Source organism: Deinococcus seoulensis, from assembly GCF_014648115.1.
Taxonomy (GTDB): Bacteria; Deinococcota; Deinococci; order Deinococcales; family Deinococcaceae; genus Deinococcus; species Deinococcus seoulensis.
The window spans coordinates 91559-117826 of sequence record NZ_BMQM01000001.1; the positions used below are offsets into that span (position 1 = coordinate 91559).

Genomic DNA, 26268 nt, shown 5'->3' on the forward strand with positions numbered 1-26268 from the left:
CATGACCCGACCCGACGGGCCACCCCGCCTGACCCTGCCCACCCTGACCCTCTACGCCCGCCCCGGCTGCCACCTGTGCGAACAGGCCGCCGCGCACCTCGCCCAGCTGGAATTCAACGTGCAGACCGTGAACGTGGACCTCGACCCGCAGCTGCGCGAACGGCACGGCGACCACGTGCCGGTCCTGGCCCTCGGGGAGCGCATTCTGGGGCGCGGCGCGTTCAGCCGCGCGCGCCTGAGCACCCTGAAACTCGCCCTGATCCGCGAGGCCCTGTCCGGCTGACCCGCCTGACCGCCCTGCCCGCAGACCCCTCCCGCCCGGAGGGGTTTTCGCTGGCCCAGTCGAATGGCAGCGTCGGATGGCAGCGATCCGAACGGTTCAGCGCGGGTCCGGGACGCTATGGTAAACGCATGAACGTCACCCCCCCCGCCGGAGCGCGCGCGTGAGCTGGCTCGAACGCCTGCGCGACGGGCTCAGCAAGACCCGCCAGCAGATCAACTCCACCGCCGGGTTCCTCGGACAGGACGTCCGGGACGTCGTCACCAACCGACTCGACACCATCGAGGACCTCGAGTACGCCCTGATCGCCGCCGACGTGGGCCGCGCCGCCACCGAGGACATCCTCGAGGACATCCGCCGCGCCGAGGGCAAGAACCTCCAGCAGGCCCTGATGGACGCCCTGACCCTGCAACTCGAACCCGACGCCCGCCGCGCCGAATTCCGCAAGCTCGGCTTCGCGCCCGACGCCCGGCGCACCAGCGTCGACCCCAAAGGGCACGTGGTCATGGTCATCGGCGTGAACGGCGTCGGCAAGACCACCACCATCGCCAAACTCGGCCAGTACTACATGAACCGCGGCAAGAGCGTCATGTTCGCCGCCGGGGACACCTTCCGCGCCGCCGCCGGCGCGCAACTCGGCGAGTGGGGCGAACGCCTCGGCATTCCCGTCGTGCAGGGCACCGACGGAGGCGACCCCGCCGCCGTCGCCTTCGACGGAGCCAGCGCCCGCGCCGCGCGCGGCACCGACCTGCTGTTCATCGACACCGCCGGCCGCCTGCACAACAAGCACAACCTGATGGAGGAACTCAAGAAGGTCCGCCGCGTCGTCGAGAAGGCCGACCCGGCCGAACCCTCCGAGACGTGGCTGGTCCTGGACGCCGTCACCGGCCAGAACGGCCTGCAACAGGCCAAGAAATTCCACGAGGCCACCCCCCTGACCGGCGTGATCGTCACGAAACTCGACGGCACCGCCAAGGGCGGCATCCTGGTCGCCATCGTCCGGGAACTCGGCGTGCCCATCAAGTTCATCGGCGTGGGCGAACAGGCCGACGACTTGCAACCCTTCGACAGCCAGGAATTCGTGCGCGCCCTGTTCGACGTGAACATCCCGCGCGAGTAGCGAACTGGAACGGCAGGCGGGCGGCCCGGTTGGATGGGGCCGCCCGCGTTGCGTCTGGACTCATGCGGATTCCGTTTATTTCGTTGACAACCCGGGAGGGCACCGGGTTGCCAACTCCACGTCCGGAACCCGCCAAGCTCCCACTCGCTTCGCTCGGATTGAACGGCTTTATAAGCCATTCAATCGGAGTCCGTATCAGGGAATGTCGAGTTCGCCCTGCCAGCCTGCCGGGAGGTCCAGCAGCTGGCGCAGGGGCGTGTCGCCGTGCTTGAGCAGGAAGGTCAGGAAGTTCATCTCGCGTTCCTGGGGTACGCCGTTCGGGAGCAGGTGGGCTTTCAGGCGGGTCAGCTGGCCGCTGCGGTCGTTCTCGGCGCGGGCCAGGGCGCGCGTGGCGAGGTGTTGCAGGTGCGCGACGCGCGCCGTGGTGCGGGTGCGGGTGCGCTGCGCCGCGCTGTGCAGGGTGGGGTCCAGCGCGCCCAGTTCGTCGGTCAGGGCGCGCAGGTCAGCGTCCAGCGCGGCCAGTCGCTCGGCGCTGGCGGCGGCGGCGCCCTGCTCGGCGGCCAGCGCGCGGCCCAGCACGCCTTCCGGGTCGGCCTGCACCTGCGCGGCCGTGGCGTTCAGGCGCGTCAGGAGGCGGCGTACGTTCGGTTCGATCCAGGTGACGCTCAGGCGCGGCCACAGGAGCGGCTGCCCCAGCCCGTGCAGCGCGTACACGTCCCGTAACTGCGCGCCGTACGCGATCTCGCCCGGCCCGACCACGAAGGCCAGGGTGGGCAGCAGCGCGTCCTGCACGGCGGGGCGCAGGCCAGCGGCGGGCGTGATCCGGCTGGGGTCGCCTGCCAGGACCGCCAGCAGGTCCGCGCGCGAGTACGCGGCGTGATCGGTGCTGAAGGTGCGGCCGTCGAAGCGCAGCAGGCGGCGCTGCCCGTCGTCTTCCTCGATGAACAGGTTGGTCGCTCCGGCCGGGCGGCGCAGTTGCGGCACGAACCCGTCGGCTTCCAGGCGGGCGGCGGCCGCCTCGATGGCCTCGCTGGACGCCAGGGGGCGTTCCAGTTCGCGGGCCAGGGTGGGGGCCATCAGCGCGGCCAGGGCGGGGTGCAGCGGGTCCAGGACCAGCAGCCCCGCCGGGGCCAGCAGGCCGTGAATCAGGCGGGCGAACACGTCGGCGTAACTGCCCGCGCCCGCTGGCCCACCCACGGCCCGGTCGAAGCGGGCGCGGACAGCCGCCACGTGCGCGGCGGGCGCGTCGAAGGCGTCCAGCAGCGCGTGGACCTGCGCCGTCCACTCCGCGCGCCACGGCATGCGCCCGACCGGCACGCCCTGCGGCACGTCCAGCGTCAGGCGGTGCAGGCGCCCGGCGAGGTCCAGCAGGGTGGTACTGGCCACCTCGGCCGCGTCGTGATCCTGACTGGCGATCCAGTACACGGCGACCACCGGGGCGTCCTCGCGGTCCTCCTGGCGGGCCAGCAGCGCCGCGTCGGCGGCCTTGTGCACCGAGTACGCCGGGCCGGTCAGGGCGCCCGCCTGCTGCCCGGTCACGACCACGCGGGACGCCGGGTGCGCCAGCCGTTCCAGGGCTGCCTGCGCGTGCGCGTCCAGCGTGCCCAGGTCGCGGTGGTACGCGCGCAGCGCCTCTGCCAGCGCGGCGCGGTCCACGTCACCGCGAGTCTCTGCGCGCGCCTGTGCCAGCGCCCCTGCGCTCAGGCGGAAGTACGCCTGCATGCCACCCTTCCTGAATTCCGCTCCTGCGTTCCGCGCCATTGTTCTTCCTTCCGCCCGGCGCCGCGTGTTCGCGGCGCGGGCCGTCCCCGGCGTCCGCCGGGGCGCGTGCGGTGCCCGTTCTCTCCGGTTGAACCGGTTCACAAGGCAACGGGACTCACACTACACGGACTGTCACAGCACACTGTGAAGTAAAGCCGACGGACGGCGCGGCACCCCAGGCGTGCGCGGCCCTCAGCGCAGCGGCTCGCGCGTCGCGCGTTGCAGGCCCTCACGGTCCGTCAGGATGATCCGGCGGTACCCGAGGTCCAGCAGCCCGCGCGTGCGGAAATCCCCCAGCAACTTCGTGATCGTCTCGCGCGTACTGCCCACCACGTGCGCCAGGTCCTGATGCGACACCCGGTCACGCAGCGCGTGCGACCCGCCCTCCGGCCACGGCCCCTCACGCTCGGCGAGGTTCAGCAGCGCCAGCGCCAGCCGCTGCGACACCTCCAGGAACACCAGCCCCGAGAGCCGCTCCTGCACGCCGCGCGTCTGCCGGGTGATCTGCTCGGTCAGCGCCACACCCACCGCCGGGTGCGCCTGCGTGACGCGGTGCAGGGTGTCCTGACCCAGCATCAGCGCCTCGGTGTCGTCCATCGCCTCGGCGTACACGCCGCAGCGTTCACCGGGAATCAGGGACATCACGCCCAGCAGCGAGCCGGGACCGTGCACGTCCAGCGTCACCTCACGCGCGCCGGACCCCAGCCGGTACAGCCGCACGGACCCCCGCGTGATGACGTACAGCGTCTCTGCGGGGTCCTCCGGGTGGTACAGCAGTTCGGCGCGGGTCCAGCGTCCCAGCCGTCCCGCCGCGACCACCTGCGCCTGAGCGTCCGCAGGTAAAGCACCGAAAGCACCGGGCAACATGCGTAGCAGTATGCCCCACCGGCACGCCCCGCGCGCAAGCACACCCACCGGGGCCAGCGCCGGAGGCCCGCCCGACTGCTTTACAATCCGCGACAGCATGAGCAACCCAGACCAGACCCAGCGACTGACCCTGTTCGACCTGCCGCTGGACAACATCACGCTGGACGGCGCCCTGAACCGCCTGGGCGACTGGATCTACCGCGCGCCCCGCGCCCCGCACACCGTCGTGACCCTGAACCCGGAATTCATCGTGCAGTCACGCACCCAGCCGGACTTCGTGACCGCGATGCAGGTCGCCGACCTCGTCACCGCCGACGGCGTGGGCATCGTGTGGGCCGCGCGGCAACTGCGGGACCAGGAGGTACCGCGCGCGCCGGGCTTCGACCTCGTGCAGGGCCTCATGAAACGCCACGGCGCGGACCTGCGCGTGTTCTTCCTGGGCGCAAAGCCCGGCGTGGCCGAGGTCGCCGCGCAGAACGCCGCGCGCGACTACGGCATTCAGGTCGCAGGCATCCACCACGGGTACTTCGACCTGCCCGAGGATCAGCGCGTGGCGGAACTCGTGCGCGACAGCGGCGCGGACCTGCTGCTGACCGCCATGGGCGCCGGGCGGCAGGAGACCTTCAACCAGTACTGGCGGCAGGTGATGAACGTGCCCGTCATGATCGGCTGCGGCGGCGTGATCGACGTGCTGGCCGGCACCGCCGACCTCGCCCCGGCCTGGACGCGCCGCATGGGCGTCGAGTGGATCTGGCGGGTCGCGGGCGACCGGAAACGCTGGAACCGCGCGCCGCGCCTCGCGAAGTTCGTGCAGATGGTCCGCGCCGAGAAACGCCGCGCTGCCCGCACCGGCTGACCCACCCGCGAAGTCCGGCTCATTTCCGTTTGTTTCGCCAACAATCCGGGACTTCACTGCCCCTGCCGGCTCCATGTCCGGAACCCGCCCAGCCCCTACTCGCTTCGCTCGGACCCAGCGGGCCTTGCAGCCCATTCAATCGGAGTCCGGATCAGGCGAGGCCGCAGGCGCGCTGCACCAGCAGGTGCAGTTCGTCGCGGCCCAGGCGGCGGGCGTCGAGTGTCAGGTCGTCCGGCAGGCTGCTCAGGCCCGGCACCAGCGGCGCGAACCGCAGTTCCGGCCGGGCGATCAGGTCACGGCGGGCCGTGAAGGCCAGCACGAAATCCACCCGCAGTTCGAAGTGCGCGTTCAGTTCCGCGCGCAGCGGGTACGGGTCGCCGCTCAGCAGGGCCAGCAGCGCCGGGTGCGGCGCGAACCCGTCCTCCAGGTCGCGGGCGGTGCGTCCCTCGTCCAGGAAGATGCTGGCGTTGCCCAGCACGTACCCGCTGACGCGGCGGCGGCACACGTCCGGCGCGTCGCCGCGCACCAGCGTCACCTGCCGCCCGGCCCGCGCCGCGCCGCCCAGCATGGCCCACAGGCGGCCCAGGCTGGAGTAGCGGGCCAGTTCCGCGTACCCGGCCGGACGGGTCGGCAGGGGCCGCGACGGGCGGTCCGTGTTGAGAGGCATACCCGGATGCTACCGCCCCGCGCGGACCTGCGTGCCGGGAGCCGCGCCGCGCCGACCATGAAGCACCCATGAACGAACCGGCAGCCAAAGCGCGATACTCAACGCAGTTCCGACTTCCCTGAACGCGGTACAACCGGAACCATGAACAGATCAACCGTGGACGCGCAGGCGCTCCTGGCCGGAATGGACATGGACGCCCTGGCCCGCCTGAACGAACGACTGGACCTGGGCGCCCTGGTCAGGGCCGCCGCCGGCATGAGCGACTCGCAGCTCAAGAGCCTGACCAGCATGCTGGGGGCCGCGCCCGAGAAGGCCCCCCACCTGCCCACCCCGAATGCCGACTTCTTCGGGCAGATGGATACCCTGACCCAGGCGCAGCGGGACTTTGCCGGCGAGGTGCGCGGCTTCATGCACACGCACGTCTCGCCCATCATGAACGAGTACTGGAACCGTGACGAGTTCCCCCGCCACCTGATCCCGGAACTGAAAAAACATGATTTCATGCGCCGTATCTGGAACGAGGATGGCAGCCGCACCCCAGACGCCACCATCATGGAAGGCCTGTTCACCATGGAAGCCTGCAAGGTGGATGTCAGTACCGCCGTGTTCTTCGGCGTGCACGCCGGACTGGCCTTCGCGTCCATCGCGCTGGGCGGCAGCGACGAGCAGAAGGCCGAGTGGCTGCCCAGGATGCTGGACATGGACGTGATCGGCGCGTTCGGCCTGACCGAACCCGAGGGCGGCTCGCAGGTCAGCCAGGGCATGCGCACCACCTGCAAACGCGACGGCGACAGCTGGACCCTGCGCGGCCAGAAGAAATGGATCGGGAACAGCCCCTTCAGCGACTTCACGGTCATCTGGGCCCGCGATGTGGACACCCAGGAGGTGCGCGGCTTCATCGTCCGCGCCGGAACGCCCGGTTACAGCGTCGAGAAGATCCAGGGCAAGACCGCCCTGCGCATCGTCGAGAACGGCCTGATCACCCTGAGCGACTGCCGCGTGCCCGACACCGACCGCCTGCAGAACGTGCGCGGCTGGCGCACTACCGCCGAGGTCCTGAAACTCACCCGCGCCGGTGTGGCGTGGCAGGGCGTCGGGTGCGCCATGGGTGCCTACGAACTGGCCGCCGCGTACGCCCAGACCCGCGAGCAGTTCGGGAAGCGCATCGGGGAATTCCAGCTGATCCAGAATCACCTCGTGCACATGCTGGGCAACGTCACCAGCCTGTTCGCGCTGTGCCTGCGCCTGAGCCACATGGCCGACGCGGGCGACATGCGCGACGAGCACGCCGCGCTCGCCAAGGTCGTCACCGCCGCCCGCTGCCGCGAGACGGTCGCCCTGGCCCGCGAGACCTTCGGCGGGAACGGCATCCTGCTCGAGTACGGGGTCGCCAAGCACTTCGCGGACACCGAGGCCATCTACTCCTATGAGGGCACCAACGAGATCAACACCCTGGTCGTCGGGCGGGCCATCACCGGCCTCAGCGCCTTCGTGTAAGGCAGGGTGGGGGTAGGGAGTGGGGGAGGGCCGGGCCTATGCTGGGGGCGTGAGCACCGAACCTGCCCTGACCACCCCGGCCCCCGCCCGTCCCCGTCGTCGCCCGCTTCTCTCGCCGCGCGTGCGTGCGTGGGTGATCGCGGGCGTCTCTCTGCTGGGAGGGTACCTGATCTCGACGGCGCGGCAGGCGGTCGTGCGGCCCCCCCTGGTGGTCGGGCAGGACGCCGTGCCTCCCTCCGGTCAGGACACGGCGCGCGTGACGCTGGAGAACGTGGGTGGCCCCGTCATCGACATCCGGCCCGCGCAGGGCGAGGCGGACACACTGCTGGTGTTCTACCCCGGCGGGCTGGTGCGCCCCCAGGCGTACGAGTGGCTGGGCCGCGCGCTGGCCGCTCGTGGCGTGCAGACGGTCATCCCTGCCTTCCCGCTGGATCTGGCCGTGACCGGAATAGGGCGTGCGGACGGTCTGATCGCGCAGTACGGCCAGGGCAAGCGGGTGGTGATCGCCGGGCACTCGCTGGGGGGCGCGATGGCCGCGCAGTACGCCGCCAGCAACGCCGACGCCCTGGCGGGCCTGATCCTGATGGCCGCGTACCCCGCCGGGAACGTCAGCCTGAAAGACCGGACGCTGCCCGTGCTGTCGCTGCTGGCCGAACGGGACGGGGTGGCCGCCCCCGACGACGTGCGCGGCGGCCTGGAACGCCTGCCCGAGGGCACGACCCTGACCGTCATTCCCGGCGCCGTCCACTCGTTCTTCGGACGGTACGGCCCGCAGAAGGGCGACGGCCTGCCCACCGTCACGCACGCGCAGGCGGAAGAGGAGATTCTGAACGCCGTGCAGGACTTCCTGACCGGACTGAAATGATTTCGCTGACCACCCGGTGCCTTGCCGGGTGGTCAGCGAAACAGGCAGCAGTCCGTATGGCGCCCGAGCATGGGCAAGCGCTGAAGGCGGCCCGCACCCATCCCGGTGGGCGGGCGGGAATCATGCCGGGATGAACGACCTTCCATCCTCCTCCCGTGACAGCTCCCTGCGCGACGACCGGCCGCGTGACGGGTTCGTGCAGGTGCGCGGCGCGCGGGAACACAACCTGAAGAACGTGGACGTGGACCTGCCCAGAGGCGCGCTGGTGGTGTTCACGGGCGTGTCGGGGTCCGGGAAGTCCTCGCTGGCGTTCGGGACGCTGTACGCCGAGGCGCAGCGCCGTTACCTGGATTCCGTGTCGCCGTACGCGCGGCGGCTGTTCAATCAGCTGGGCACGCCGGACGTGGACCGCATCGACGGCCTGCCGCCCGCCGTGGCCCTGCAACAGGGGCGGGGCGTCACGTCGGCGCGCAGCAGCGTGGGCAGCCTGACCACCCTGAACAACGTGCTGCGCCTGCTGTACTCCCGCGCGGGGGATTACCCGCCCGGTCAGGGCATCATCTACGCCGAGGGGTTCTCGCCGAACACGCCCGAGGGAGCCTGCCCGGAATGTCACGGGTTGGGCCGCGTGTTCGCTGTGACCGAGGAGAGCATGGTTCCGGACCCGTCCCTGACCATCCGCGAGCGGGCGGTGGCGGCGTGGCCGACCGCGTGGGCCGGGCAGAACCAGCGCGACATTCTGGTCACGCTGGGCTACGACGTGGACACCCCCTGGCGTGACCTGCCGCGCGAGGCGCGCGACTGGATCCTGTTCACGGACGAGCAGCCGCAGGTGCCGGTGTATCCGGGCCTGACGCCCGAGGAGACGCGCCGGGCCGTGAAACGCCGCGCCGAGCCGTCGTACCTGGGCACGTTCACCTCCGCGCGGCGGCATGTGCTGCACACCTTCGCGAACAGCGGCAGCGAGAGCATGAAGCGGCGGGCGGCGTCGTTCATGGTGATCCGCGAGTGCCCGGTCTGCCACGGCAAGCGCCTGACCCGCGCGGCCCTGGGCGTGACGTTTGCCGGGCTGGACATCATGGATTTCTCGCGCCTGCCGCTGCGCCGCGCTGCCGAACTGCTCGCCCCCGCCGCCGCCGGGCAGACGGCCCGCCCGGACGGCACTCCCCGCCCGCCCGAGGAGGCGCTGGCCCTGACCCGGCTGGCCGCCGACCTGTGCGCCCGCGTGGATGTGCTGGAACGCCTGGGCCTGGGTTACCTGACCCTGGAACGCGGCACGCCTACCCTGTCGCCCGGCGAACTGCAACGCCTGCGGCTGGCCACGCAGCTGTACTCGAACCTGTTCGGGGTGGTGTACGTGCTGGACGAACCCTCTGCCGGGCTGCACCCCGCCGACACCGAGGCGCTGCTGACCGCCCTGGACCGCCTGAAAGCCGGGGGGAATTCGCTGTTCGTGGTCGAGCACGAGCCGGGCGTGATCCGCCACGCCGACTGGATCGTGGATGTCGGCCCGCACGCCGGGCAGCGCGGCGGGCAGGTGCTGTACAGCGGCCCCCCGGCGGGCCTGCGGGACGTGCCGGACTCGCTGACCGCCCGGCACCTGTTCGGGCCGCCCGCACCACTGCCCGAGGTGCGCCGCGACCCGACCGGCTGGCTGGACCTGCGCGGCGTGACCCGCAACAACCTGCGCGGCGTGGACGTGCGCCTGCCGCTGGGCGTCCTGACGGCCGTGACGGGCGTCAGCGGGTCCGGGAAGTCCAGCCTGCTCACCCAGGCCCTCTCGGACCTGCTGGGCGTCCACCTGGGCCGGGAAGCCGCGCCTGCCGAAGCTGGCGCCGATCCGGCCGATCTGCTGACCGCAGACGACGCGCCCGCCCCCACGCAGGGCACCCTGGGCGGCGACGTGGAGCGCGTGCGGCGGCTGGTGCAGGTCACGCAGGCACCCATCGGGCGCACGCCGCGCAGCAACCTCGCCACGTACACCGGTCTGTTCGACCACGTGCGCCGCCTGTTCGCCGCGACACCACTGGCCCGGCAGCGCCGTTACAGCGCGGGCCGTTTCTCATTCAACGTGAAGGGCGGCCGCTGCGAACACTGCCAGGGCGAGGGCTTCGTGACCGTGGAACTGCTGTTCCTGCCGTCCGTGTACGCGCCCTGCCCCGTCTGCCACGGCACCCGCTTCAATGCCGCCACGCTGGAGGTCACCTGGAAAGGCCTGAACATCGCGCAGGTGCTGGACCTGACCGTGGACGCCGCCGCGCCGGTGTTCGCAGACGAGGCCCCCGTCCACCGCGCCCTGAGCACCTTGCAGGAGGTCGGCCTGGGCTACCTGCGTCTCGGGCAGCCCGCCACGGAACTCTCGGGCGGCGAGGCCCAGCGCGTGAAACTGGCTGCCGAACTCCAGAAGGCCGTGCGCGGCCACACCGTGTACCTGCTGGACGAACCCACCACCGGCCTGCACCCCAGCGACGTGGAACGCCTGCACGCCCAGCTGAGCCGCCTCGTGGACGCCGGGCACAGCGTCATGGTCGTCGAGCATGACCTGGGCGTGATCGCCGCGAGCGACTGGGTCGTGGACCTCGGCCCCGGCGCGGGCGAGGACGGCGGGCAGGTCGTGGCGCAGGGCACGCCCGAACAGGTCGCCAGGGCGAGCGGCAGCCGCACCTCACCGTACCTGCGGCGAGAACTCGACGAACACGCCCAGCCCGCCCTGACCTGAACGGCGGGCCGCAAGAGCAAACCTCCCCCGAAAGTGGGGGAGGCCGCCATCTGCCATCAGGCCGGATTACTGGAACAGTTGCGCGACCTTGATCAGCGTCTGCCACACGCCCCAGACCAGGGGAATGCCGGGGACCAGCCACGTCAGGTAGATCACGGGGGAGAGCTGTTCGGTGGGTTCGGGGGTGGAACGGGTCATGCGGGCCTCCTGGCTGGAATGCGTATCAGTCGTGACTGCGTCAGTCGTGGCTGGCGGCGGGCGCGCGGTTCTGCGCCCAGAACTTCTCGGCGACGGGGCGGACCATCAGGTTGGCCACAAACCCCACGACCAGCAGCGCGGCCATGATGTACATGGTGGTGCTGTACGCCTGCGCGGCGGGAATCCCGGCCTTGATCTGACTGTCGCGGAAGCCGTTCACGAGGCTGGGGCCGACGATGGCGGCGGCACTCCAGGCGAGCAGCAGGCGGCCGTGGATCGCGCCGACGTTCGCGGTGCCGAACATGTCCCGCAGGTACGCGGGAATGGTGGCGAATCCGCCGCCGTACATGCTCATGATCACGCAGAAGCCCGCCACGAACAGCACCAGGCTGCCCATGTTGCCGAACATGGGAATCAGGAAGTACAGCACGGCGCCCAGCGCGAAGAAGATCATGTACGTGGGCTTGCGCCCGATGCGGTCGCTGGTCGAGGACCAGATGAACCGCCCGGCCATGTTGAAGATGCTCAGCAGGCCCACGAAGCCGGCGGCGGCGGCGGCCGTCACGCCGTTCCCGGCGCCCAGGACGCGGTCACTGAACATCTCCTGAATCATGACGCTGGCCTGTCCGAGCACGCCGATCCCGGCGGTGACGTTCAGGAACAGCACGGCGAACAGCAGCCAGAACTGTGGCGTGCGGAACGCCTGATCGACCAGTACGTTGTGCGTGCTGATCATGCCGCCCGCCGCCTGCGGTTTCGGGGTCCACCCGGCGGGTTTCCAGTCGTCGGCGGGCACGCGGATCAGGAACGCGCCGAACAGCATGAACAGCAGGTACACGGCCCCCATGACCAGGAAGGTCGAGCCGACGCCCAGCGTGCCGTCCCCGGCAAAGCGGGCCATCAGCGCGGTGCCCAGCGGACTGCCGATCAGGGCGCCGCCGCCGAAGCCCATGATGGCCATGCCGGTCGCCAGTCCGGGGCGGTCCGGGAACCACTTGATCAGCGTGCTGACCGGGCTGATGTACCCCAGGCCCAGCCCGATGCCGCCCAGTACGCCGTTCCCGAAGATCACGAGTGGCAGCGAGTGCAGTTTCACGCCCAGCGCCGCCACGAAGAACCCGCCGCAGAACAGCAGGGCGCTGGCGAACATGGTCTTGCGTGGCCCTTCGCGTTCCACCCACTTGCCGAAGATGGCGCTGCTGGCCCCCAGGAAGAACAGGGCCACGCTGAAGATCAGGCCCACCTGGAACAGGGACCAGTCGCCGGGCGCGCCGGTCTCGGCGGTCAGGTCGCCGCTGATCAGGCGGGAGAGGGGCTTGTTGAACACCGAGTACCCGTAGATCTGCCCGATGCTCAGGTGAACGGCCAGCGCGGCGGGCGGGACCAGCCAGCGGGTCCAGTTCGATCCTGCGACAGAATGCTCACGATCCAGAAATCCCATACGCCCTCCTGAGGCCCATCAGTTTGTTTGACGTCAAGGAGTCTAACGGGCGTTAGTCGGCGGGCACTTCATCGTTCCGCCTCTGAACGCTCATCAAGAAGGCCAGGACACATTTCTCATGAAGGTTCGGTCGGTTCCGCCAGCCACCACGCGCCCGGCCCATCCGCTCAGGGCAGGCGGGCCGCGCCGCTCACCCGCTCCGCCCCGGCGTACACCGTCAGGCGGCCCTCGCGGGTAAAGCCGCACAGGGTCACACCGAACACGGACGCCGTATCGACCGCCAGACTGGTCGCCGCGCCCACGGCCACCACCACGCCGATCCCGGCCGTCACGGCCTTCTGCGCGATCTCGAAGCCCGCGCGGCTGCTGACCACCAGCACCTGATCCCCCAGCGCCCCGGGCTGCTGTATGTGTGCCCAGCCGACCACCTTGTCCACGGCGTTGTGCCGCCCCACGTCCTCACGGGCGCAGCGCAGCGCGCCTTCTGCCGTGAACAGCGCCGCGCCGTGCAGACCCCCGGTCGCCTCAAAGCCCGACTGGGCCGCCCGCAACCGCTCGGGCAGGCCCGCCAGGAACGCGGCGTCCAGTGGCCCCGCCCTCCAGTCTGGTGCGGCGGCGCGTACCGCCAGTGCCTCGATACTGCCCGACCCGCACACCCCGCAGGCACTCGACGACACCGCCAGCCGCGCGCCCGCCGCCAGTCGCGCGTACTCCGGCGTGCGCAGGTGCCACACGTTCGTGTTCTCCGGGTCCGGGTCCAGCGTGAACGCGGCGGGCAGCAGCCCCTCCGAGATCAGCCAGCCCAGCAGCAGGTCGCGGTCGTGCCCCGGCGTGCGCATCAGCACCCCCAGCGGCAGCGGCCCGCCGGGCGCGTGCAGGCGCAGTTCCAGCGGTTCCTCGACCGCCACGGCGTCCAGGCGCCCTGTTCCCTCGCCGTCCCGGAACAGCGTGACGGGGAGGCTCACACTCGCCTCCCCGTCACGGCCGCCAGCCGTGCTCAGCGGCCCACCTCGGACTGATTGGCGGTGGTCGGCACGTCGCCGTTCGCTTCGCGCAGCGCCCGCCCTGCCCCCTTCAGGACCGCGAACAGGGCGCCCAGCGCCACCTGCACGTCCCGGTCCTTGAGCAGGCCCATCAGTTCACCCAGGCCCACGCCCTTCCCGGCCGCGACGTGCCGCGCGCCCTCATTCACACCGGTCGTGATGGCGCTACCCAGAATGCCGACCTCGCGTGGGTCCAGCGCCGCCAGGGTCTTGCCCAGTTCGGTGGCGTTGCGCAGCAGGGTCGTGCCGCTCTCGCCGCCCGTGATGTGCAGCAGCGACGCGATCAGGCCCTCGCCGCCCCGCACGGTCTTGCCTGCCACGTCCAGCACGCCGTGCTCATGCAGTTGCCGCAGCAGGTACAGGCCCTCCAGCAGCGCGTCGGTGGAATCCTCGACCTCGGAACGCAGTTTCTCCTGCGCGGTCGGGATGCGGGGCGTGAATTCAAGTGGTTTCGCCATGGTGTCTCCTGCGCGGAAGCGGAGAGGCGGCTGCCTGCCCCGCTTCCACTGAATGTCAGTCGTCAGCGCCGCCCATGACTGGGCCGGCCAGTGCGTCGGCGCGGGCGTTCAGGCTGTCGCCGTGCATGGGCAGCAGCCCGCCGGGGAACACGTAGTCCGGCCGTGACCACTTGCGCTCGACTTCCACGCCCGTCTGCGGGGTGGGGTGGCCCCAGCGGTGGTTCTTGGCGGGCAGCGGGTTCTCACCCACGTCGTGCAGGACTTCCATGCGCACGCGGGTGTCCTTGTACGCGGGGGTGTTCGTGATGCTGTCGCCGCGGCTGCCGGTCAGGAAGTTCACGGCGTCCTCGGCCTTTCGGGCGTTCATGGGCACGAACACCTCGTTCCCGCTCACGCGGGCCGTGACCAGCGCACGCAGGCGAACGGCGCCGTGCTCGCTGATCAGCCGCACCCACTGACCGCTCTGAAGCTGCCGGTCCGCCGCGAGTTCCGGGCTGACCTCCACGAACGAGTCCGGGGTCTTTTCGGCAATGCCCTCCACGCGGAAGGTCATGTTGCCCTCGTGGAAGTGCTCCAGCATGCGCCCGCTGTTCAGGTGCAGGTCGAATTCGTCGTTCGGGGCTTCCTGGCGGGGTTTGTACGTCGCCGGGTACAGGCGGGCCTTGCCGTCCGGGAAGTTGAAGCGCTCCTGGTGCAGCAGCGGCGAGTCCGTGCCGTCCTCCGCGACCGGCCAGCACAGCGTGTCGTACCCCTGCAGGCGGTCGTAACTGACGCCCGCGAAGAACGGCGTGAGGCGCGCGATCTCGTCCATGACCTCGCCCGGGTGGCTGTACTTCCAGTCGGCGCCCATGCGCTGCGCGACCCCCTGGTAGATCTGCCAGTCGGGTTTCGTGCCCTTCAGGGGCGGCATGACCTCGTACAGGCGCTGCATGCGGCGCTCGGTGTTCGTGAACGTGCCTTCCTTCTCCAGTGACGCGGCGGCCGGGAACACCACGTCCGCGTAGCGGGCGGTGTTCGTGAAGTACAGGTCCTGCACCACCAGGAATTCCAGCGCCTCGAAGCCCTGCGCGAGGTGGTTGGCGTTCGCGTCGGTCAGGCTCATCTCCTCACCCGTGATCCACATGGCCTTCAACTTGCCCTCGATGGCCGCGTCGAGCATCTGGGTGTTGTCCAGGCCGCGTTCCGGGCGCAGCGTGACGCCCCACTCGCGCTCGTGGCGCTGCACGACCAGCGGGTCACCGACCGGTTGGTACCCGCTGACCTGATCGGGCATGGCGCCCATGTCGCTGGCGCCCTGCACGTTGTTGTGACCGCGCAGCGGGAAGCCCCCGGCGCCCAGCTTGCCGAAGTTCCCGGTGATCAGCAGCAGGTTGCTGATGGCGGCGCTGGTATCGCTGCCGCCGCACTGCTGCGTGACGCCCATCGCCCACAGGACCGCCACGCGCTCCTCGGCGGCAATCTGGCGGGCCAGGGCCTCCAGCGTCCCGGCGTCGATGCCGGTCTCGCGCTCGGCGTACTCCAGGGTGTAGGTGCTGATGGACTGCCGGAATTCCTCCAGGCCGTTCACGCGCTCCGCCAGGAACGCCCTGTCCTCCAGGCCGTTGTCCAGGATGAACTTGCTGACGGCGGCCAGCCACACGAAGTCCGTGCCGGGTTTCGGGCGGATGAACTGGTCGGCGCGGGTGGCGAGTTCATGCTCGCGGATGTCGAACACGATGACCTTCGTGTTCCCCAGCTTCTGCGCGCGCTTCACGCGGGTCGCCAGGACCGGGTGGCTCTCGGCGGCGTTGCTGCCCACCGTGATCACCAGAGAAGCGTTCTCGATGTCCTTGATGGTGCCGCTGTCCGCGCCGATCCCGGTCGTCAGGGACAGCCCCTTGCTGGCGGGGGACTGGCAGTACCGCGAGCAGTTGTCCACGTTGTTCGTCCCGATCACCTGACGGGCGAACTTCTGCACCATGAACGCTTCCTCGTTGCTGGCCTTGCTGCTCGCCACGAACGCCAGGGCGTCCGGGCCGTCCTTGGCGCGGATCTCCATGAAGCGCCGCGCCACGAGGTCCAGCGCCTCGTCCCAGGTCGCCTCGCGGAAGCGGTCCCCGTCGCGGATCAGCGGGGCGGTCAGGCGGTCCTCGCTGTTCACGTAATCCCAGCCGAACTTGCCCTTCACGCAGGTGCTGATGCCGTTCGCGTGCCCCAGGCCGGGCTCGACCTTCAGGATGTGCCGCTCGTCGGTCCACACGTCGAACGAGCAGCCCACCCCGCAGTACGTGCAGACCGTCTTGGTCTTCTTGATGTACCGGTCACGGGCCGCCGACTCGATCTCTGACACGTTCATGATCGGTTTGAGACCCGCGCTGGCCTCCACGCCCTTGACCACGTCGATGGCGGCGTCCCAGACGGGCAGCGGAATGCCCGTGAACAGGCCCGCCTGCCCCAGCATGGATTTCTCCTGAAGCGCGTTGCAGGGGCACACCGTGATGCAGTGCCCGCAGCTGACGCAACTGCTCTCGCCGATGGGTTTCCCGCCATCCCACAGCACTCGCGGCTGCTCCATCTCCCAGCCGATGGTCAGGGTCTCGTTCACCTGCACGTTCTGGCAGGCCTCCACGCAGCGCCCGCACAGGATGCACTGGTCCGGGTCGTACCGGTAGAAGGGGTTGCTCATGTCCTTCTCGTAGCCCTTGGGCTGGAACGGACGGGTCTGATGATCGATGCCCAGCACGCCCAGCGTGTTGTGAACCGTGCAGTTCCCGTTGTTGTTGTCGCACACCGTGCAGTACAGGTCGTGGTTTGCCACGATGCGGTCGTATGCGTCCCGCTGCGCGGCGCGGGCGGCGATCGTCTGCGTGCGAACCGTCATCCCGGCTGCCACCTTCGTCCCGCAGGCGCGGCCCACCGAGCCGTCGATCTCGACCGCGCAGGTATCGCAGGTCTGGATCGGCCCCAGTTGCGGGTGGTAACACACCTGCGCCAGTTCGATCTGCGCGCGGTTGATCACGTCCACCAGCGGCTCGCCCACCCACGCCACCTGCGGCGCGCCGTCCACCGTCACCTGAACCTGCTCGCCACGCGGCGGCCGGGTCGGCCCCACCGTGGAACGGATGTGCACGTCGTTCGGCACGTCAATCTCGCCCATACTTCCTCCCTGAAGCTTTCAAGGGCGAGTATAGGCACGGTCGTTCGACATGAAGGAACTGTCAGATGAAGCCGTGCTTCATGAATTCCCCGCCGGCCCCCCGGAACGTCCCGCATCACGGAACCCCTGTGCGGCGCCGCCCGGCCGCGTCACAGCACCAGCACGCCGTGATGCTTGGCCTTCTCCTGCGGCTCCACATGAATGCTGATCGACGACTGCGGCGTCTCGGCCCGGATGGCATCCTCCAGGCGGTCGCAGATGCTGTGCGCCTCCTGCACCGTCATGTCGCCCGGCACCACCATGTGAAACTCGATGAACGTCACGCTCCCTGCATGCCGGGTCCGCAGGTCATGCATCTCCAGCGCGCCCTGCCCGTGCAGACTCATCGCCTGCCGGATCCGCGCCTCGGTTCCCGGATCCACCGCCGCGTCCATCAGGCCGCCCACGCTCTCCCGCACCAGCAGCCACCCGCTCCAGAGGATGTTCAGCGCCACCAGAATCGCCAGCAGCGGGTCCAGCCACGCCAGCCCCGTCAGACGCGCCGCCAGCACGCCCAGCAGCACCCCCACGCTGGTCACCACGTCACTGAAAATGTGCCGCCCGTCCGCCAGCAACGCCGGCGAGCGCAGCGCCCGCCCCTGGCGCAGCAGCACCGACGCCCATACGGCGTTCAGCAGGCCCGCCCCCAGGTTCACGCCCAGCCCCGCCAGCCCCAGCCCCTCCTGCTCCGGCAGGGTGGCCGGGTTCAGCAGCGCCGGGAGCGCCTCGCGCACGATCGCGGCCGCTGCCAGCACGATCAGCACGCCCTCGGCCACCGCGCTGAAGTACTCGGCCTTCGTGTGCCCGTACGGGTGGTTGGCGTCCGCCGGGCGCGCCGCGACCCGCAACGCGATCAGCGCCGCGACTGCCGCCGCCACGTTGATGATGCTCTCCAGCGCGTCCGAGTACAGCGCCACGCTGCCCGTCATCAGGTACGCCACGTACTTCAGGGCCAGCACCACGACCGCCACGAGAATGCTGCCCAGCGCCAGCCTGGACGCGCGGGAGGAGGTCTGCACGGAGGTCGATGAAGCCGTCACCCGTGGAGCGTAGCAGGGTTAGGCAACCCGAAAACCGTGCCCTGCCCGGGAACACGGCCGGTCCCGCCCCACACACCCAGCGCCGCCCATTACGCCCAGGGCAGAACGCAGGCTGGTACAATTCCCAGGTGAACCCGCCCGACCTGCTCGCCCAACTGAACCCCACCCAGGCACAGGCCGCCGACCACCACGAAGGCCCCGCCCTCGTCATCGCCGGCGCCGGCAGCGGCAAAACCCGCACCCTCATCTACCGCATCGCCCACCTGATCGGGCACTACGGCGTCGCCCCCGGCGAGATCCTCGCCGTGACCTTCACCAACAAGGCCGCCGCCGAGATGCGCGAACGCGCCAGCCACCTCGTCCCCGGCGCCGACAAACTCTGGATGAGCACCTTCCACTCCGCCGGCGTGCGCATCCTGCGCGCCTACGGCGAACACATCGGCCTGAAACGCGGCTTCGTCATCTACGACGACGACGACCAGCTCGACGTCCTCAAGGACATCATGGGCAGCCTCCCCGGCATCGGCCCCGACACCAACCCCCGCGTCCTGCGCGGCATCCTCGACCGCGCCAAGAGCAACCTCCAGACTCCCGGCGACCTCGACCGCGCCCACGAACCCTACCTCAGCGGCATCCCAAAAGAAGCCGCCGCCGAAGCCTACCGCCGCTACGAAACACGCAAGAAAGCCCAGAACGCCATCGACTTCGGCGACCTCATCACCGAAACCGTCCGCCTGTTCCGCGACGTCCCCGCCGTCCTGAACGCCGTCCAGAACCGCGCCCGCTTCATTCACGTCGACGAGTACCAGGACACCAACAAAGCCCAGTACGAACTGACCCGCCTGCTCGCCTCCAGGGACCGCAACCTGCTCGTCGTCGGAGACCCCGACCAGTCGATCTATAAATTTAGGGGTGCGGACATACAAAATATCCTTGATTTCCAGAAAGATTATCCTGATTCTAAAGTATACATGCTGGAGCACAACTACCGCTCCAGCGCCCGCGTGCTCGGCATTGCCAACCGGCTGATCGAGAACAACGCCGAACGCCTCGACAAGACCCTGAAGGCCGTCAAGGAGGACGGGCCGCCCGTCGTGTTCCACCGCGCCACCGACCACCGCGCCGAGGGGGACTTCGTGTCCGAGTGGATCACGCGCCTGCACGCCCGGGAAGGCCTTCCGCTGACGGACATGGCCGTGCTGTACCGCACGAACGCGCAGTCCCGCGTGATCGAGGAGAGCCTGCGCCGCGTGCAGATTCCCACGAAGATCGTGGGCGGCGTGGGCTTCTACGACCGCCGGGAAATCCGCGACATCCTCGCGTACGCCCGCCTGTCCATCAACCCCAGTGACGACGTGGCGCTGCGCCGCATCATCGGGCGGCCACGGCGCGGCATCGGCGACACGGCCCTCACGAAACTCCTCGACTGGGCCGCCGCGCACCGCACCAGCCTGCTCGAAGCCTGCGCCCGCGCCGACACGGACGGCATCCTCGACCGTGGCGCGCAGAAAGCCGTGGATTTCGCCGCGCTGATGCACGCCATGAGCGAAGCCGCCGACAACTACGAACCCGGCCCGTTCCTGCGCTACGTCATCGAAACCAGCGGGTACCTCGACCTGCTCCGCCAGGAAGGCCCGGAAGGACAGGTCCGCGCCGAGAACCTCGACGAACTCGTGAACGCCGCCGAGGAATGGTCCCAGGACAACCAGGGCACCATCGGCGACTTCCTCGACGACGCCGCCCTGCTCTCCAGCGTGGACGACATGCGCACCAAACAGGAGAACAAAGGCGCGCCCGAAGACGCCGTGACCCTCATGACCATGCACAACGCCAAAGGCCTGGAATTCCCCGTCGTGTTCATCGTGGGCGTCGAGGAAGGCCTGCTGCCCAGCAAAGGAGCCATCGCCGAGGCGGGCGGCATCGAGGAAGAACGCCGCCTGTTCTACGTCGGCATCACCCGCGCCATGGACCGCCTGTTCCTGACCGCCGCCGAGAACCGCATGCAGTACGGCAAAACCAACGCCGCCGAGGACAGCCGCTTCCTCGAAGAAATCGAAGGCGGCTTCGACACCGTCGACCCCTACGGACAGGTCGTCGAGTACCGCGCCAAAACCTGGAAAACGTACCGCCCCACCGTCCCCACCACCAGCGCCGTCAAGAACACCAGCCCCCTCACCGCCGGCATGGCGTACCGGGGCGGCGAACGCGTCCGCCACCCCAAATTCGGCGAGGGACAGGTCCTCGCCGTCGCGGGCACTGGCGACCGGCAGGAAGTCACGGTGCACTTCCCGACCGCCGGAACGAAAAAACTCCTGGTGAAATTCGCGAACCTCTCACCCGCCTGAACGCCGCGCCGGGGTGCCAAACCAGTGCAGCCGGCCGCCCAATCCGCTCAGCCCAGGCCCGCGCCGGAAGGTCACAGCGACCTGAGCAGGAATTGGGTGGGCGCGGGGCACCTGAAGGTCGGCGATACGATCAAGCAGACCGACGGCACCACCGGCCTCGTCGCCAACGTCACCACCGTTGGGCAGACGCGCGAGATGTTCAACCTCACCGTCAGCGAAGCCCACACGTATTATTGATACCGGCGTAAATCCGCATCACCTGTGTTGGCACGCAATGCGTTCTAGCCGGCGTTCTCACAGCCCAGGGTAATGCTGGGCAATGTCAACTTACGCCGTTTTCGATAAGTCATGATCCGCTTGACGTTGCGTCAACTGGCAAAATCCCCGCCCAAGCCCTTTTCGGGCGCCTTTCAGGCCGTCTTTTACCAACGAGAAGGATCAAAAGGCGAAGCGGGCGGCATAAAAGCATTAAGACGCTCCACGGCCTGACGATGGCGCTCCTCTACGGCTTCGTCCCGGGAGCGGTCATCACCTGGCAGGGTAATCCAGACACCCTCACCCAGGCGCGCCACGTATGCTAGCCCAGCCTCAACGGTCAGGAGGGCTGCTGGAAGGCGCCGCGTGAGTTCTGGACCAAGAAAACAGTTTCGCGAAACCCTTGTCCAGTATCTAGGAAAATAGTAAGGGATATGGTCAGGGTTCGATGGAGCAACAACGTTTGCAATCACTGAGCAGTGCATTGGCTGCACAGCAGTCAGAAATGTCTGCATCGTCTGGTGAGCCGGATGCGTATCTCCTAAATTGAACTTCCAATTCCAACCGTCGCCATGGAAAGTCATACGGGCAACAGCCCAGTGCCTACGCTGCTCTAAGGTTAAGGGGAGCTGGTCTTCCTCAGCGATCTCAACGGCAATGTAGTCGTCCAAATCGCTTGAGCCACGGAGCAGGAATTTTATAGCGCGTTCAAAGTCGTCCGCTTGTAGCTCTGTTCCATCCTCCATAGAAACGCCGCGTTCATTCAGCCAGACAAGGTCATCCGCTAGACTCTTCGCAAGCTCATGCAGGGGTTTATGCCTATGCCACTCGGCCGGGTAAGAATGATGACCGGGTGTATCTTCCTCAGGGGCATACTTCTCCAGGGATTGTAAATCGAGTAAACCGCGTGCCAGTCGGTCAATGTTCATTAGGCCAAACATGGTTGGGAAAAAAGGCATCAACACCTCCTGTAGAGATTTCCTGGCGTGAAACTGTCTTTCACGCCGAGAAATCAATTCCTTTAGAAGAGTACTCTAAGATTCGCTCGGAAGATTACTGGTCTGTGCGTCATTCGGGACGGTTGTAGAGCTTCTTCCACCTCTGATCACAACTTTCGCCGTCTGTGATTAGCGGTCGGCCGAAAGGGCAAGCGCCCAGTCAGCGCATCAGGCCGGTCAGGACCGCGACGGGGTTCTGACAGCGTAACCGCGCGGTCTCCACGGTGGACTTGATCCGCATGTACGTCTGCGCGCGCACTGCATTCTTGCTGCACTGCGAGACCTTCCTCGCATCACCACCGTCCGCAGGCTCCGTTCCGCTGCGTTGTTCGTCGGTGGAATGTCCGGGTCCTTCAGGAACCGCCACAGCGCTATAGAACGGCTGGGATGCGGTGTTGAAGGTGCCCACCCTGACGTGCTTCCTGACGGATGAGCAGAAGCGGGAGGCGACGGCGGCGGTGGTGCGGGCCGGGGCGGAGTTCGTGAAGTCGGGTGCGGGCTTCGGCCTGGGCGGCGCTGGCGCAGGTTCGCGCTGTTACCCTTCCCGGTTGACGATGTGGCGGATTTCGCCGGGTGGAACGCTCAGCAGGTCGCGGATGACCAGCGGGTAGACCGGGGTGGATTCTGTGGCGTTCAGTGGGAGCCAGTGGCAGGTCACGCCGGGGTTGTCCTGCACGGTGAACGGGCTGTCCGGCAGTTCCAGTGGGGCGGGTGTGTGGTAGTAGAAGCCGATCTCGTGCTGGCGGCGGTCGGGGGGGCCGAAGAAGTTCTCGACCACGCCGACCAGTCGCAGTGGGCCGGGGGGCAGGCCTGTTTCTTCCGTCCATTCGCGGGCGGCGGCGGTGGCGGAGTCCTCGCCGGTGGTGACGGCCCCGCCGGGCAGGTAGTGAAAGCCGATGCTGGGCTCGGTGTTCGTGAGGAGCCGGTCGCCGCGCGTGCAGAGGACGGCGACCCGCACGCTGAACTTCACGTTACCCAGGGGGAGGCGGATATCAAACGGTCTCCGATTGGATGGTTGCATAACCATTCAATCCGAGCGAAGCGAGTAGGAGGGAGACGGATTCCGGGCGTGGAGTTGGCAACCCGGTGCCCCTTCCGGGGTGTTAACGAAACAGACGGAATCCGTCTTGGTCATGCGCTGGCTTCGGCGCGCACGCTGGGGTCCGGGTCGGCGAGCAGGCGGTCGCGCAGGGTGGGGGAGAGGTCGGTGCGTCCGGCGAGGGCGAGTCGCACGCCGTCGTCCGGGTCGGCGGCCAGCTTGTCGTGCGTGCCTTCCGGGAGGTTCGGGTGGTGCGCGGCGGCGCGGCGCACTCCGGCGTTCGGGTCGGCGGCCAGCCGGGTCAGGATGTCCGCATTGGTGGCGGGGGCGTACGCGACGGCGCGGCGCACCTCGGGGTTCGGGTCGGCGGCCAGTCGGGTCAGCAGGTCGCCGCTCAGGTCGGGCCGCACGGCGAGCACGGTGCGCACGTTGGGGTCCGGGTCGCCGGTCAGGGCGTCCAGCACGGCGGGGCTGAGGTGTTCGGCGCTGGCGACGTGCAGGCGGATGTCCTGTTCGGGCGCGCGGGCCAGCGTCAGGACGGCCTCGTCGGGCAGGTCGTTGCGTTCCAGCACGGCGCGGCGCACCGTTTCGGTCTCGTCGGCGGCCAGTCGGATCAGCGTGGCGGGGGGCGTGTCGGGTCGGCGGGCCAGGGCGGCGCGTACGTCCGGGTCGGCGTCCAGTTCGGCGCGTTCCAGCCACGCGGCGGGGACCGTCCAGCCTTGCAGGGCGGCGGCGCGCACGGCGGGGTGTTCGCTGGTGGCCAGCCATTCGCGGACGCTGCGGGGCAGGTCCACGCGGCGGGCCAGGGTGGCCAGCACGTCCGGGTCGCTGTCCGTGCCGAGCGTCAGTGCGCAGTCCAGCGGCAGGTCCAGCCTGCGGGCCACGCCCGCCCGCACCAGTCCGTGCGAGTCGGTGACCAGTTCCCGCAGCGCGTCGCCGGGCAGGTCGGGGCGCGCCGCGACGGCCTTGCGCACGTCGTAGTCGTCGTCGGTGGCCAGTTGCCGGACCAGCGGTTCGGGCAGTGTTTCGCGCCGGGCGACGGCCTCGCGGATCTGCCATCCGGCGTCTGCGGCGAGCGCCGCCACGCGCGCCTCGCTGAGGTCCGGGCGGCCCGCCAGTGCCGTGCGCACTGCGTAATCGTCGTGGCGCAGGGCGGCGTCCAGCACCCAGGCGGGTGACCCCTCTGCGTTCAGCAGCGCGATCACGCTGTCGGCCGGGAACGAGGAGAGCAGGTTGGGCCGGGCCAGTCGCATCAGGGGCAGGCCGGGGTTGGCCAGCACGTCTGCCGGGTACGCGGCGGCCAGCGCGCCCAGGATCTCGGTGGGGGTGTTCGGGTGCCGCGCCACGAGTGCCCGCACCCGTGAATCCGGGTGTGCGGACAGGCCGGACAGGGTGTCGGCCGTGGCGCGCGGACTGGCCGCTGCTTCCAGCGCGCCCTCCACCCCCAGGATCGTCAGGGTGCGCGGATCAAGGTCGGAGAACGTCATGCGCCCGATCATGCCACGGGAGTGGGGAGGCAGGTGTGGGCCGTGGGGAGTGGGGCGGGCTAGTGGGGCGGGCTCTGGTGGTGCGGCCACCCATCAACCAGCAGCCAGCTCAACCAGCAGCCAGCTCAACCGGCAGCCAGCGCCGCCTGCACGGCCTGGTCGATCAGGGCGCGGGCGATGCTGACCCGGGGCGGAAGTTTGGGCAGCGCCGTGACCGGGAAGAAGCGGGCGTCCTCGATCTCGCCGGGTTGCGGGGTGATCTGGCCCTCCTGGTAGCGGGCGGTGAAGCCGATCATCAGGGAGTGCGGGAACGGCCACGGCTGACTGAATGCGTAGCGCAGGTCCGTGACGGTCACGCCGACTTCCTCGGCCACTTCGCGGTGCGCGGCGGCTTCCAGGGTCTCGCTGGGTTCCGCGAATCCGGCAATGGCGGAGTACATGCCGGGCGGGAAGTTCGGGCCGCGCGCCAGCAGCACCTCGGTGTCCGGGCCGCTCCCGCGCGTGATGAGGACCATCGCGACCGGCGCGACCCTCGGGTAGGCGCTCAGGCCGCAGTTCGGGCACACGCGGGAGCGTTCGTGCGCGCTGTCCTGCATCGGCGTCGCGCAGCGTCCGCAGTAGCGGTGCGTGCGGTGAAATTCCAGGATCTGCGAGGCGTATCCGGCCACGCCCATCAGCGTGTCGCCCAGCGTCCCGAACGCCGAGCGGACCGGGACACTCACGAACCCGCCGGGCAGGTCGCCGTCCAGCGCCGCCGTGAACATGGTCCGGCCGTCCAGGCTGCCCAGGCCGCTCGTGTCGGTCACGGGCAGCGGCGCGGCGAGGCCGGTCGGCACCGCCTGCTGCTCGGTCAGGATCAGGCGGTGTCCGTCGAACACGAACCACACGCTGTCCGGGCCGGGCGCGGCGTGCGGGTCGCGCTGGAAGCCGTCCGGGAGGCTGGTGGCGTTCACCCGTGTTCCTCCAGTCGCAGCACGTCCCCGAACGGGAAGCCCCCGTCCTCCAGACCGCCGGGCGGCACCACCCACAGCGTCGGCACGCGCGGGGCCTGCTCGGGGAAGTCGCCGTACCCGTCGGTCAGGTAGATCAGGACGTCCGGTTCGTGCGCGTCCAGCAGCGTGAAGATCGGGCGGAAGTCCGTGCCGCCGCCCCCCTGCGGTGGGGGGATCTCGCCGCCGGGGGACAGGTCGTGCGGTCCGTACGCCTCGGTGTCCGCGTAGTACAGCGTGGCCCGCACGTGCGGGTACGCGCCCAGCACGCCCTGCACCTCGCCCACCAGGGCGCGCACCGCGTCGTCGTCCACGCTGCCGGAGGTATCCACGGCGATCAGGGCGTTCAGGGACTCGTCGTCCAGCGCCTCCAGGTACAGGCCGCGCCCCACGAACCGCCGGTCGAAGCCGCCGAAATCCACCGGGGTGCGCGCCAGGAACCGCCACAGCTGCGCGCGCCAGTCCAGCCGCGCCGGGGCCAGCCGCATCAGTTCGCGGTGCAGGCCCAGCGGATCGTCCCCCTTGCCACTCATGGCCTCCACGCTGCGCGCCTGCGCCAGCGCCTGCTGCCACTGCCGCTGCGTCTGCCCCGCCTGCCCCGGCTTCTGCCCGCGCGGCGGCGCGTCACTGGGCGGCCCGTCCAGCAGGTCGTCCCCCTCGTCGTTGCCGTCCCCCTCGGCTTCCGCCTCGATGGACGTGTACACCTCCTCGACGCTCAGGCGTTCCAGGTGCTCGTCCCGCCGCGACTGCGGCGGCGTGGGCAGCCCCGCCGCCGACACCATGCCGTTCACGATCAGGTCCGCGGCCTTGTTCCAGCGTTTCTTCTCACGCGGCCCGCGCCGCTGCACGTGCGACAGCGCCGCGTGCAGCACCTCGTGCAGCAGCAGGCCGTCCAGCACGTCCGGTGCCAGCCCGGCCGCCACCTCCGGGTTCACGTACACCCGCTCGCCGTCCGTGCCCGCCGCCGCGACCTCCCGCGACGGCACGAACTCCGCATGCAGCAGCAACGTCGCGAAGAACGCCGACTTGCCCCGCAGCCGCAACCGAGAGCCGGAAATCAAACGCTGGAACTCAGGGGTGACCGGGAGGGGCGGGGTCATGGGGTGACCGCCGCAGATGGCAGATGGCCGATGGCAAAGGGCGCCTCTGGCCTTCTGCTATCAGCCAT

The 26268-nt window shown here is 69.4% G+C and carries 23 protein-coding genes; 8 read left to right on the plus strand and 15 right to left on the minus strand.

Features of this window, described 5'->3' with window-relative positions; genetic code table 11:
* The first annotated feature begins 1 nt into the window (after position 1).
* Together IEY70_RS00425 and ftsY are read left to right on the plus strand one after the other, a co-directional pair.
* The gene (locus IEY70_RS00425) at positions 2-283 is read left to right on the plus strand and encodes a glutaredoxin family protein (protein ID WP_189063011.1); all 282 of its coding nucleotides are present in this window, start codon (positions 2-4) and stop codon (positions 281-283) included.
* A 160-nt stretch (positions 284-443) separates the two neighbouring features.
* On the plus strand, positions 444-1400 hold the full coding sequence (gene ftsY, locus IEY70_RS00430) for a signal recognition particle-docking protein FtsY (RefSeq protein WP_189063012.1): 957 nt from the start codon (positions 444-446) through the stop codon (positions 1398-1400).
* 195 nt (positions 1401-1595) lie between these two features.
* Here the strand turns inward: ftsY and bshC are convergent, their stop codons facing one another.
* A complete protein-coding gene (gene bshC / locus IEY70_RS00435; RefSeq protein WP_189063013.1) occupies positions 1596-3161 on the minus strand; it encodes a bacillithiol biosynthesis cysteine-adding enzyme BshC in 1566 nt (521 codons plus the stop codon).
* Positions 3162-3353: 192 nt separating this feature from the next.
* Positions 3354-4028, minus strand: coding sequence for a Crp/Fnr family transcriptional regulator (locus tag IEY70_RS00440; protein WP_189063014.1), 675 nt, complete (start codon positions 4026-4028; stop codon positions 3354-3356).
* A gap of 97 nt (positions 4029-4125) precedes the next feature.
* Between IEY70_RS00440 and IEY70_RS00445 the strand changes: the two genes are divergently transcribed.
* The gene (locus tag IEY70_RS00445; protein ID WP_189063015.1) at positions 4126-4884 is read left to right on the plus strand and encodes a WecB/TagA/CpsF family glycosyltransferase; all 759 of its coding nucleotides are present in this window, start codon (positions 4126-4128) and stop codon (positions 4882-4884) included.
* 151 nt (positions 4885-5035) lie between these two features.
* On the opposite strand, the gene IEY70_RS00450 is transcribed toward IEY70_RS00445, so the two are convergent.
* Positions 5036-5551 carry a hypothetical protein gene (locus IEY70_RS00450; protein WP_189063016.1) on the minus strand — a complete coding sequence of 172 codons (516 nt, stop codon included), beginning with the start codon at positions 5549-5551 and terminating at the stop codon, positions 5036-5038.
* A gap of 141 nt (positions 5552-5692) precedes the next feature.
* On the opposite strand from IEY70_RS00450, the gene IEY70_RS00455 reads away from it, so the two are divergent.
* From IEY70_RS00455 to IEY70_RS00465, 3 genes are all read left to right on the plus strand, one after another.
* Positions 5693-7048, plus strand: coding sequence for an acyl-CoA dehydrogenase family protein (locus tag IEY70_RS00455; RefSeq protein WP_189063017.1), 1356 nt, complete (start codon positions 5693-5695; stop codon positions 7046-7048).
* Between the two features lie 49 nt (positions 7049-7097).
* The gene (locus tag IEY70_RS00460) at positions 7098-7913 is read left to right on the plus strand and encodes an alpha/beta hydrolase (RefSeq protein ID WP_229777512.1); all 816 of its coding nucleotides are present in this window, start codon (positions 7098-7100) and stop codon (positions 7911-7913) included.
* Between the two features lie 130 nt (positions 7914-8043).
* On the plus strand, positions 8044-10632 hold the full coding sequence (locus IEY70_RS00465; protein WP_189063018.1) for an ATP-binding cassette domain-containing protein: 2589 nt from the start codon (positions 8044-8046) through the stop codon (positions 10630-10632).
* A gap of 66 nt (positions 10633-10698) precedes the next feature.
* Here IEY70_RS00465 and IEY70_RS21225 read toward each other — a convergent pair whose 3' ends face one another.
* The 6 genes from IEY70_RS21225 to mntE all read right to left on the minus strand — a co-directional run bounded on the left by IEY70_RS21225 (position 10699) and on the right by mntE (position 17987).
* On the minus strand, positions 10699-10830 hold the full coding sequence (locus IEY70_RS21225; RefSeq protein WP_268243805.1) for an MFS transporter small subunit: 132 nt from the start codon (positions 10828-10830) through the stop codon (positions 10699-10701).
* A 40-nt stretch (positions 10831-10870) separates the two neighbouring features.
* Positions 10871-12271, minus strand: coding sequence for an L-lactate MFS transporter (locus tag IEY70_RS00470; RefSeq protein WP_189063019.1), 1401 nt, complete (start codon positions 12269-12271; stop codon positions 10871-10873).
* A gap of 167 nt (positions 12272-12438) precedes the next feature.
* Positions 12439-13236 carry a formate dehydrogenase accessory sulfurtransferase FdhD gene (locus tag IEY70_RS00475; protein WP_189063020.1) on the minus strand — a complete coding sequence of 266 codons (798 nt, stop codon included), beginning with the start codon at positions 13234-13236 and terminating at the stop codon, positions 12439-12441.
* A gap of 32 nt (positions 13237-13268) precedes the next feature.
* On the minus strand, positions 13269-13772 hold the full coding sequence (locus tag IEY70_RS00480; RefSeq protein WP_088247804.1) for a helical membrane plugin domain-containing protein: 504 nt from the start codon (positions 13770-13772) through the stop codon (positions 13269-13271).
* A 55-nt stretch (positions 13773-13827) separates the two neighbouring features.
* Positions 13828-16908 (minus strand): formate dehydrogenase subunit alpha, encoded by a 3081-nt coding sequence (fdhF, locus tag IEY70_RS00485; protein ID WP_189063021.1) that lies wholly within the window; start codon positions 16906-16908, stop codon positions 13828-13830.
* 149 nt (positions 16909-17057) lie between these two features.
* Positions 17058-17987, minus strand: a complete 930-nt coding sequence (mntE, locus tag IEY70_RS00490; RefSeq protein ID WP_189063022.1) for a manganese efflux transporter MntE — start codon at positions 17985-17987, stop codon at positions 17058-17060.
* 128 nt (positions 17988-18115) lie between these two features.
* On the opposite strand from mntE, the gene IEY70_RS00495 reads away from it, so the two are divergent.
* Positions 18116-20332, plus strand: coding sequence for an ATP-dependent helicase (locus tag IEY70_RS00495; protein ID WP_229777513.1), 2217 nt, complete (start codon positions 18116-18118; stop codon positions 20330-20332).
* Positions 20333-20356: 24 nt separating this feature from the next.
* On the plus strand, positions 20357-20569 hold the full coding sequence (locus IEY70_RS00500) for a polymorphic toxin-type HINT domain-containing protein (protein WP_189063024.1): 213 nt from the start codon (positions 20357-20359) through the stop codon (positions 20567-20569).
* Between the two features lie 185 nt (positions 20570-20754).
* Here IEY70_RS00500 and IEY70_RS00505 read toward each other — a convergent pair whose 3' ends face one another.
* From IEY70_RS00505 to IEY70_RS00530, 6 genes are all read right to left on the minus strand, one after another.
* Entirely contained in the window at positions 20755-21546 is a 792-nt protein-coding gene (locus IEY70_RS00505) for a hypothetical protein (protein ID WP_145999596.1), read from the minus strand.
* Between the two features lie 216 nt (positions 21547-21762).
* Positions 21763-22110, minus strand: coding sequence for an IS66 family transposase (locus IEY70_RS21395; protein WP_373290731.1), 348 nt, complete (start codon positions 22108-22110; stop codon positions 21763-21765).
* Between the two features lie 10 nt (positions 22111-22120).
* Positions 22121-22555, minus strand: coding sequence for an NUDIX hydrolase (locus IEY70_RS00515; RefSeq protein WP_229777514.1), 435 nt, complete (start codon positions 22553-22555; stop codon positions 22121-22123).
* A 161-nt stretch (positions 22556-22716) separates the two neighbouring features.
* On the minus strand, positions 22717-24111 hold the full coding sequence (locus IEY70_RS00520) for a hypothetical protein (RefSeq protein WP_189063026.1): 1395 nt from the start codon (positions 24109-24111) through the stop codon (positions 22717-22719).
* 125 nt (positions 24112-24236) lie between these two features.
* Entirely contained in the window at positions 24237-25064 is an 828-nt protein-coding gene (gene nudC, locus IEY70_RS00525) for an NAD(+) diphosphatase (RefSeq protein ID WP_189063027.1), read from the minus strand.
* Positions 25061-26200: a vWA domain-containing protein gene (locus tag IEY70_RS00530; protein WP_189063028.1), complete on the minus strand. Its 1140-nt coding sequence runs from the start codon at positions 26198-26200 to the stop codon at positions 25061-25063. The genes nudC and IEY70_RS00530 overlap by 4 nt, the downstream gene beginning before the upstream one ends.
* Positions 26201-26268: the final 68 nt, after the last annotated feature.

What these genes read in the sequence shown, in the direction of transcription:
- IEY70_RS00505 (WP_145999596.1), bottom strand. Translation starts at nt 21,546, where the DNA reads ATGCCTTTTTTCCCAACCATGTTTGGCCTAATGAACATTGACCGACTG.
- IEY70_RS00465 (WP_189063018.1), top strand. Translation starts at nt 8,044, where the DNA reads ATGAACGACCTTCCATCCTCCTCCCGTGACAGCTCCCTGCGCGACGAC.
- IEY70_RS00445 (WP_189063015.1), top strand. Translation starts at nt 4,126, where the DNA reads ATGAGCAACCCAGACCAGACCCAGCGACTGACCCTGTTCGACCTGCCG.
- IEY70_RS00470 (WP_189063019.1), bottom strand. Translation starts at nt 12,271, where the DNA reads ATGGGATTTCTGGATCGTGAGCATTCTGTCGCAGGATCGAACTGGACC.
- bshC (WP_189063013.1), bottom strand. Translation starts at nt 3,161, where the DNA reads ATGGCGCGGAACGCAGGAGCGGAATTCAGGAAGGGTGGCATGCAGGCG.
- fdhF (WP_189063021.1), bottom strand. Translation starts at nt 16,908, where the DNA reads ATGGGCGAGATTGACGTGCCGAACGACGTGCACATCCGTTCCACGGTG.
- IEY70_RS00480 (WP_088247804.1), bottom strand. Translation starts at nt 13,772, where the DNA reads ATGGCGAAACCACTTGAATTCACGCCCCGCATCCCGACCGCGCAGGAG.
- IEY70_RS00530 (WP_189063028.1), bottom strand. Translation starts at nt 26,200, where the DNA reads ATGACCCCGCCCCTCCCGGTCACCCCTGAGTTCCAGCGTTTGATTTCC.
- IEY70_RS00440 (WP_189063014.1), bottom strand. Translation starts at nt 4,028, where the DNA reads ATGTTGCCCGGTGCTTTCGGTGCTTTACCTGCGGACGCTCAGGCGCAG.
- IEY70_RS00520 (WP_189063026.1), bottom strand. Translation starts at nt 24,111, where the DNA reads ATGACGTTCTCCGACCTTGATCCGCGCACCCTGACGATCCTGGGGGTG.
- IEY70_RS00450 (WP_189063016.1), bottom strand. Translation starts at nt 5,551, where the DNA reads ATGCCTCTCAACACGGACCGCCCGTCGCGGCCCCTGCCGACCCGTCCG.
- IEY70_RS21225 (WP_268243805.1), bottom strand. Translation starts at nt 10,830, where the DNA reads ATGACCCGTTCCACCCCCGAACCCACCGAACAGCTCTCCCCCGTGATC.
- IEY70_RS00455 (WP_189063017.1), top strand. Translation starts at nt 5,693, where the DNA reads ATGAACAGATCAACCGTGGACGCGCAGGCGCTCCTGGCCGGAATGGAC.
- IEY70_RS00425 (WP_189063011.1), top strand. Translation starts at nt 2, where the DNA reads ATGACCCGACCCGACGGGCCACCCCGCCTGACCCTGCCCACCCTGACC.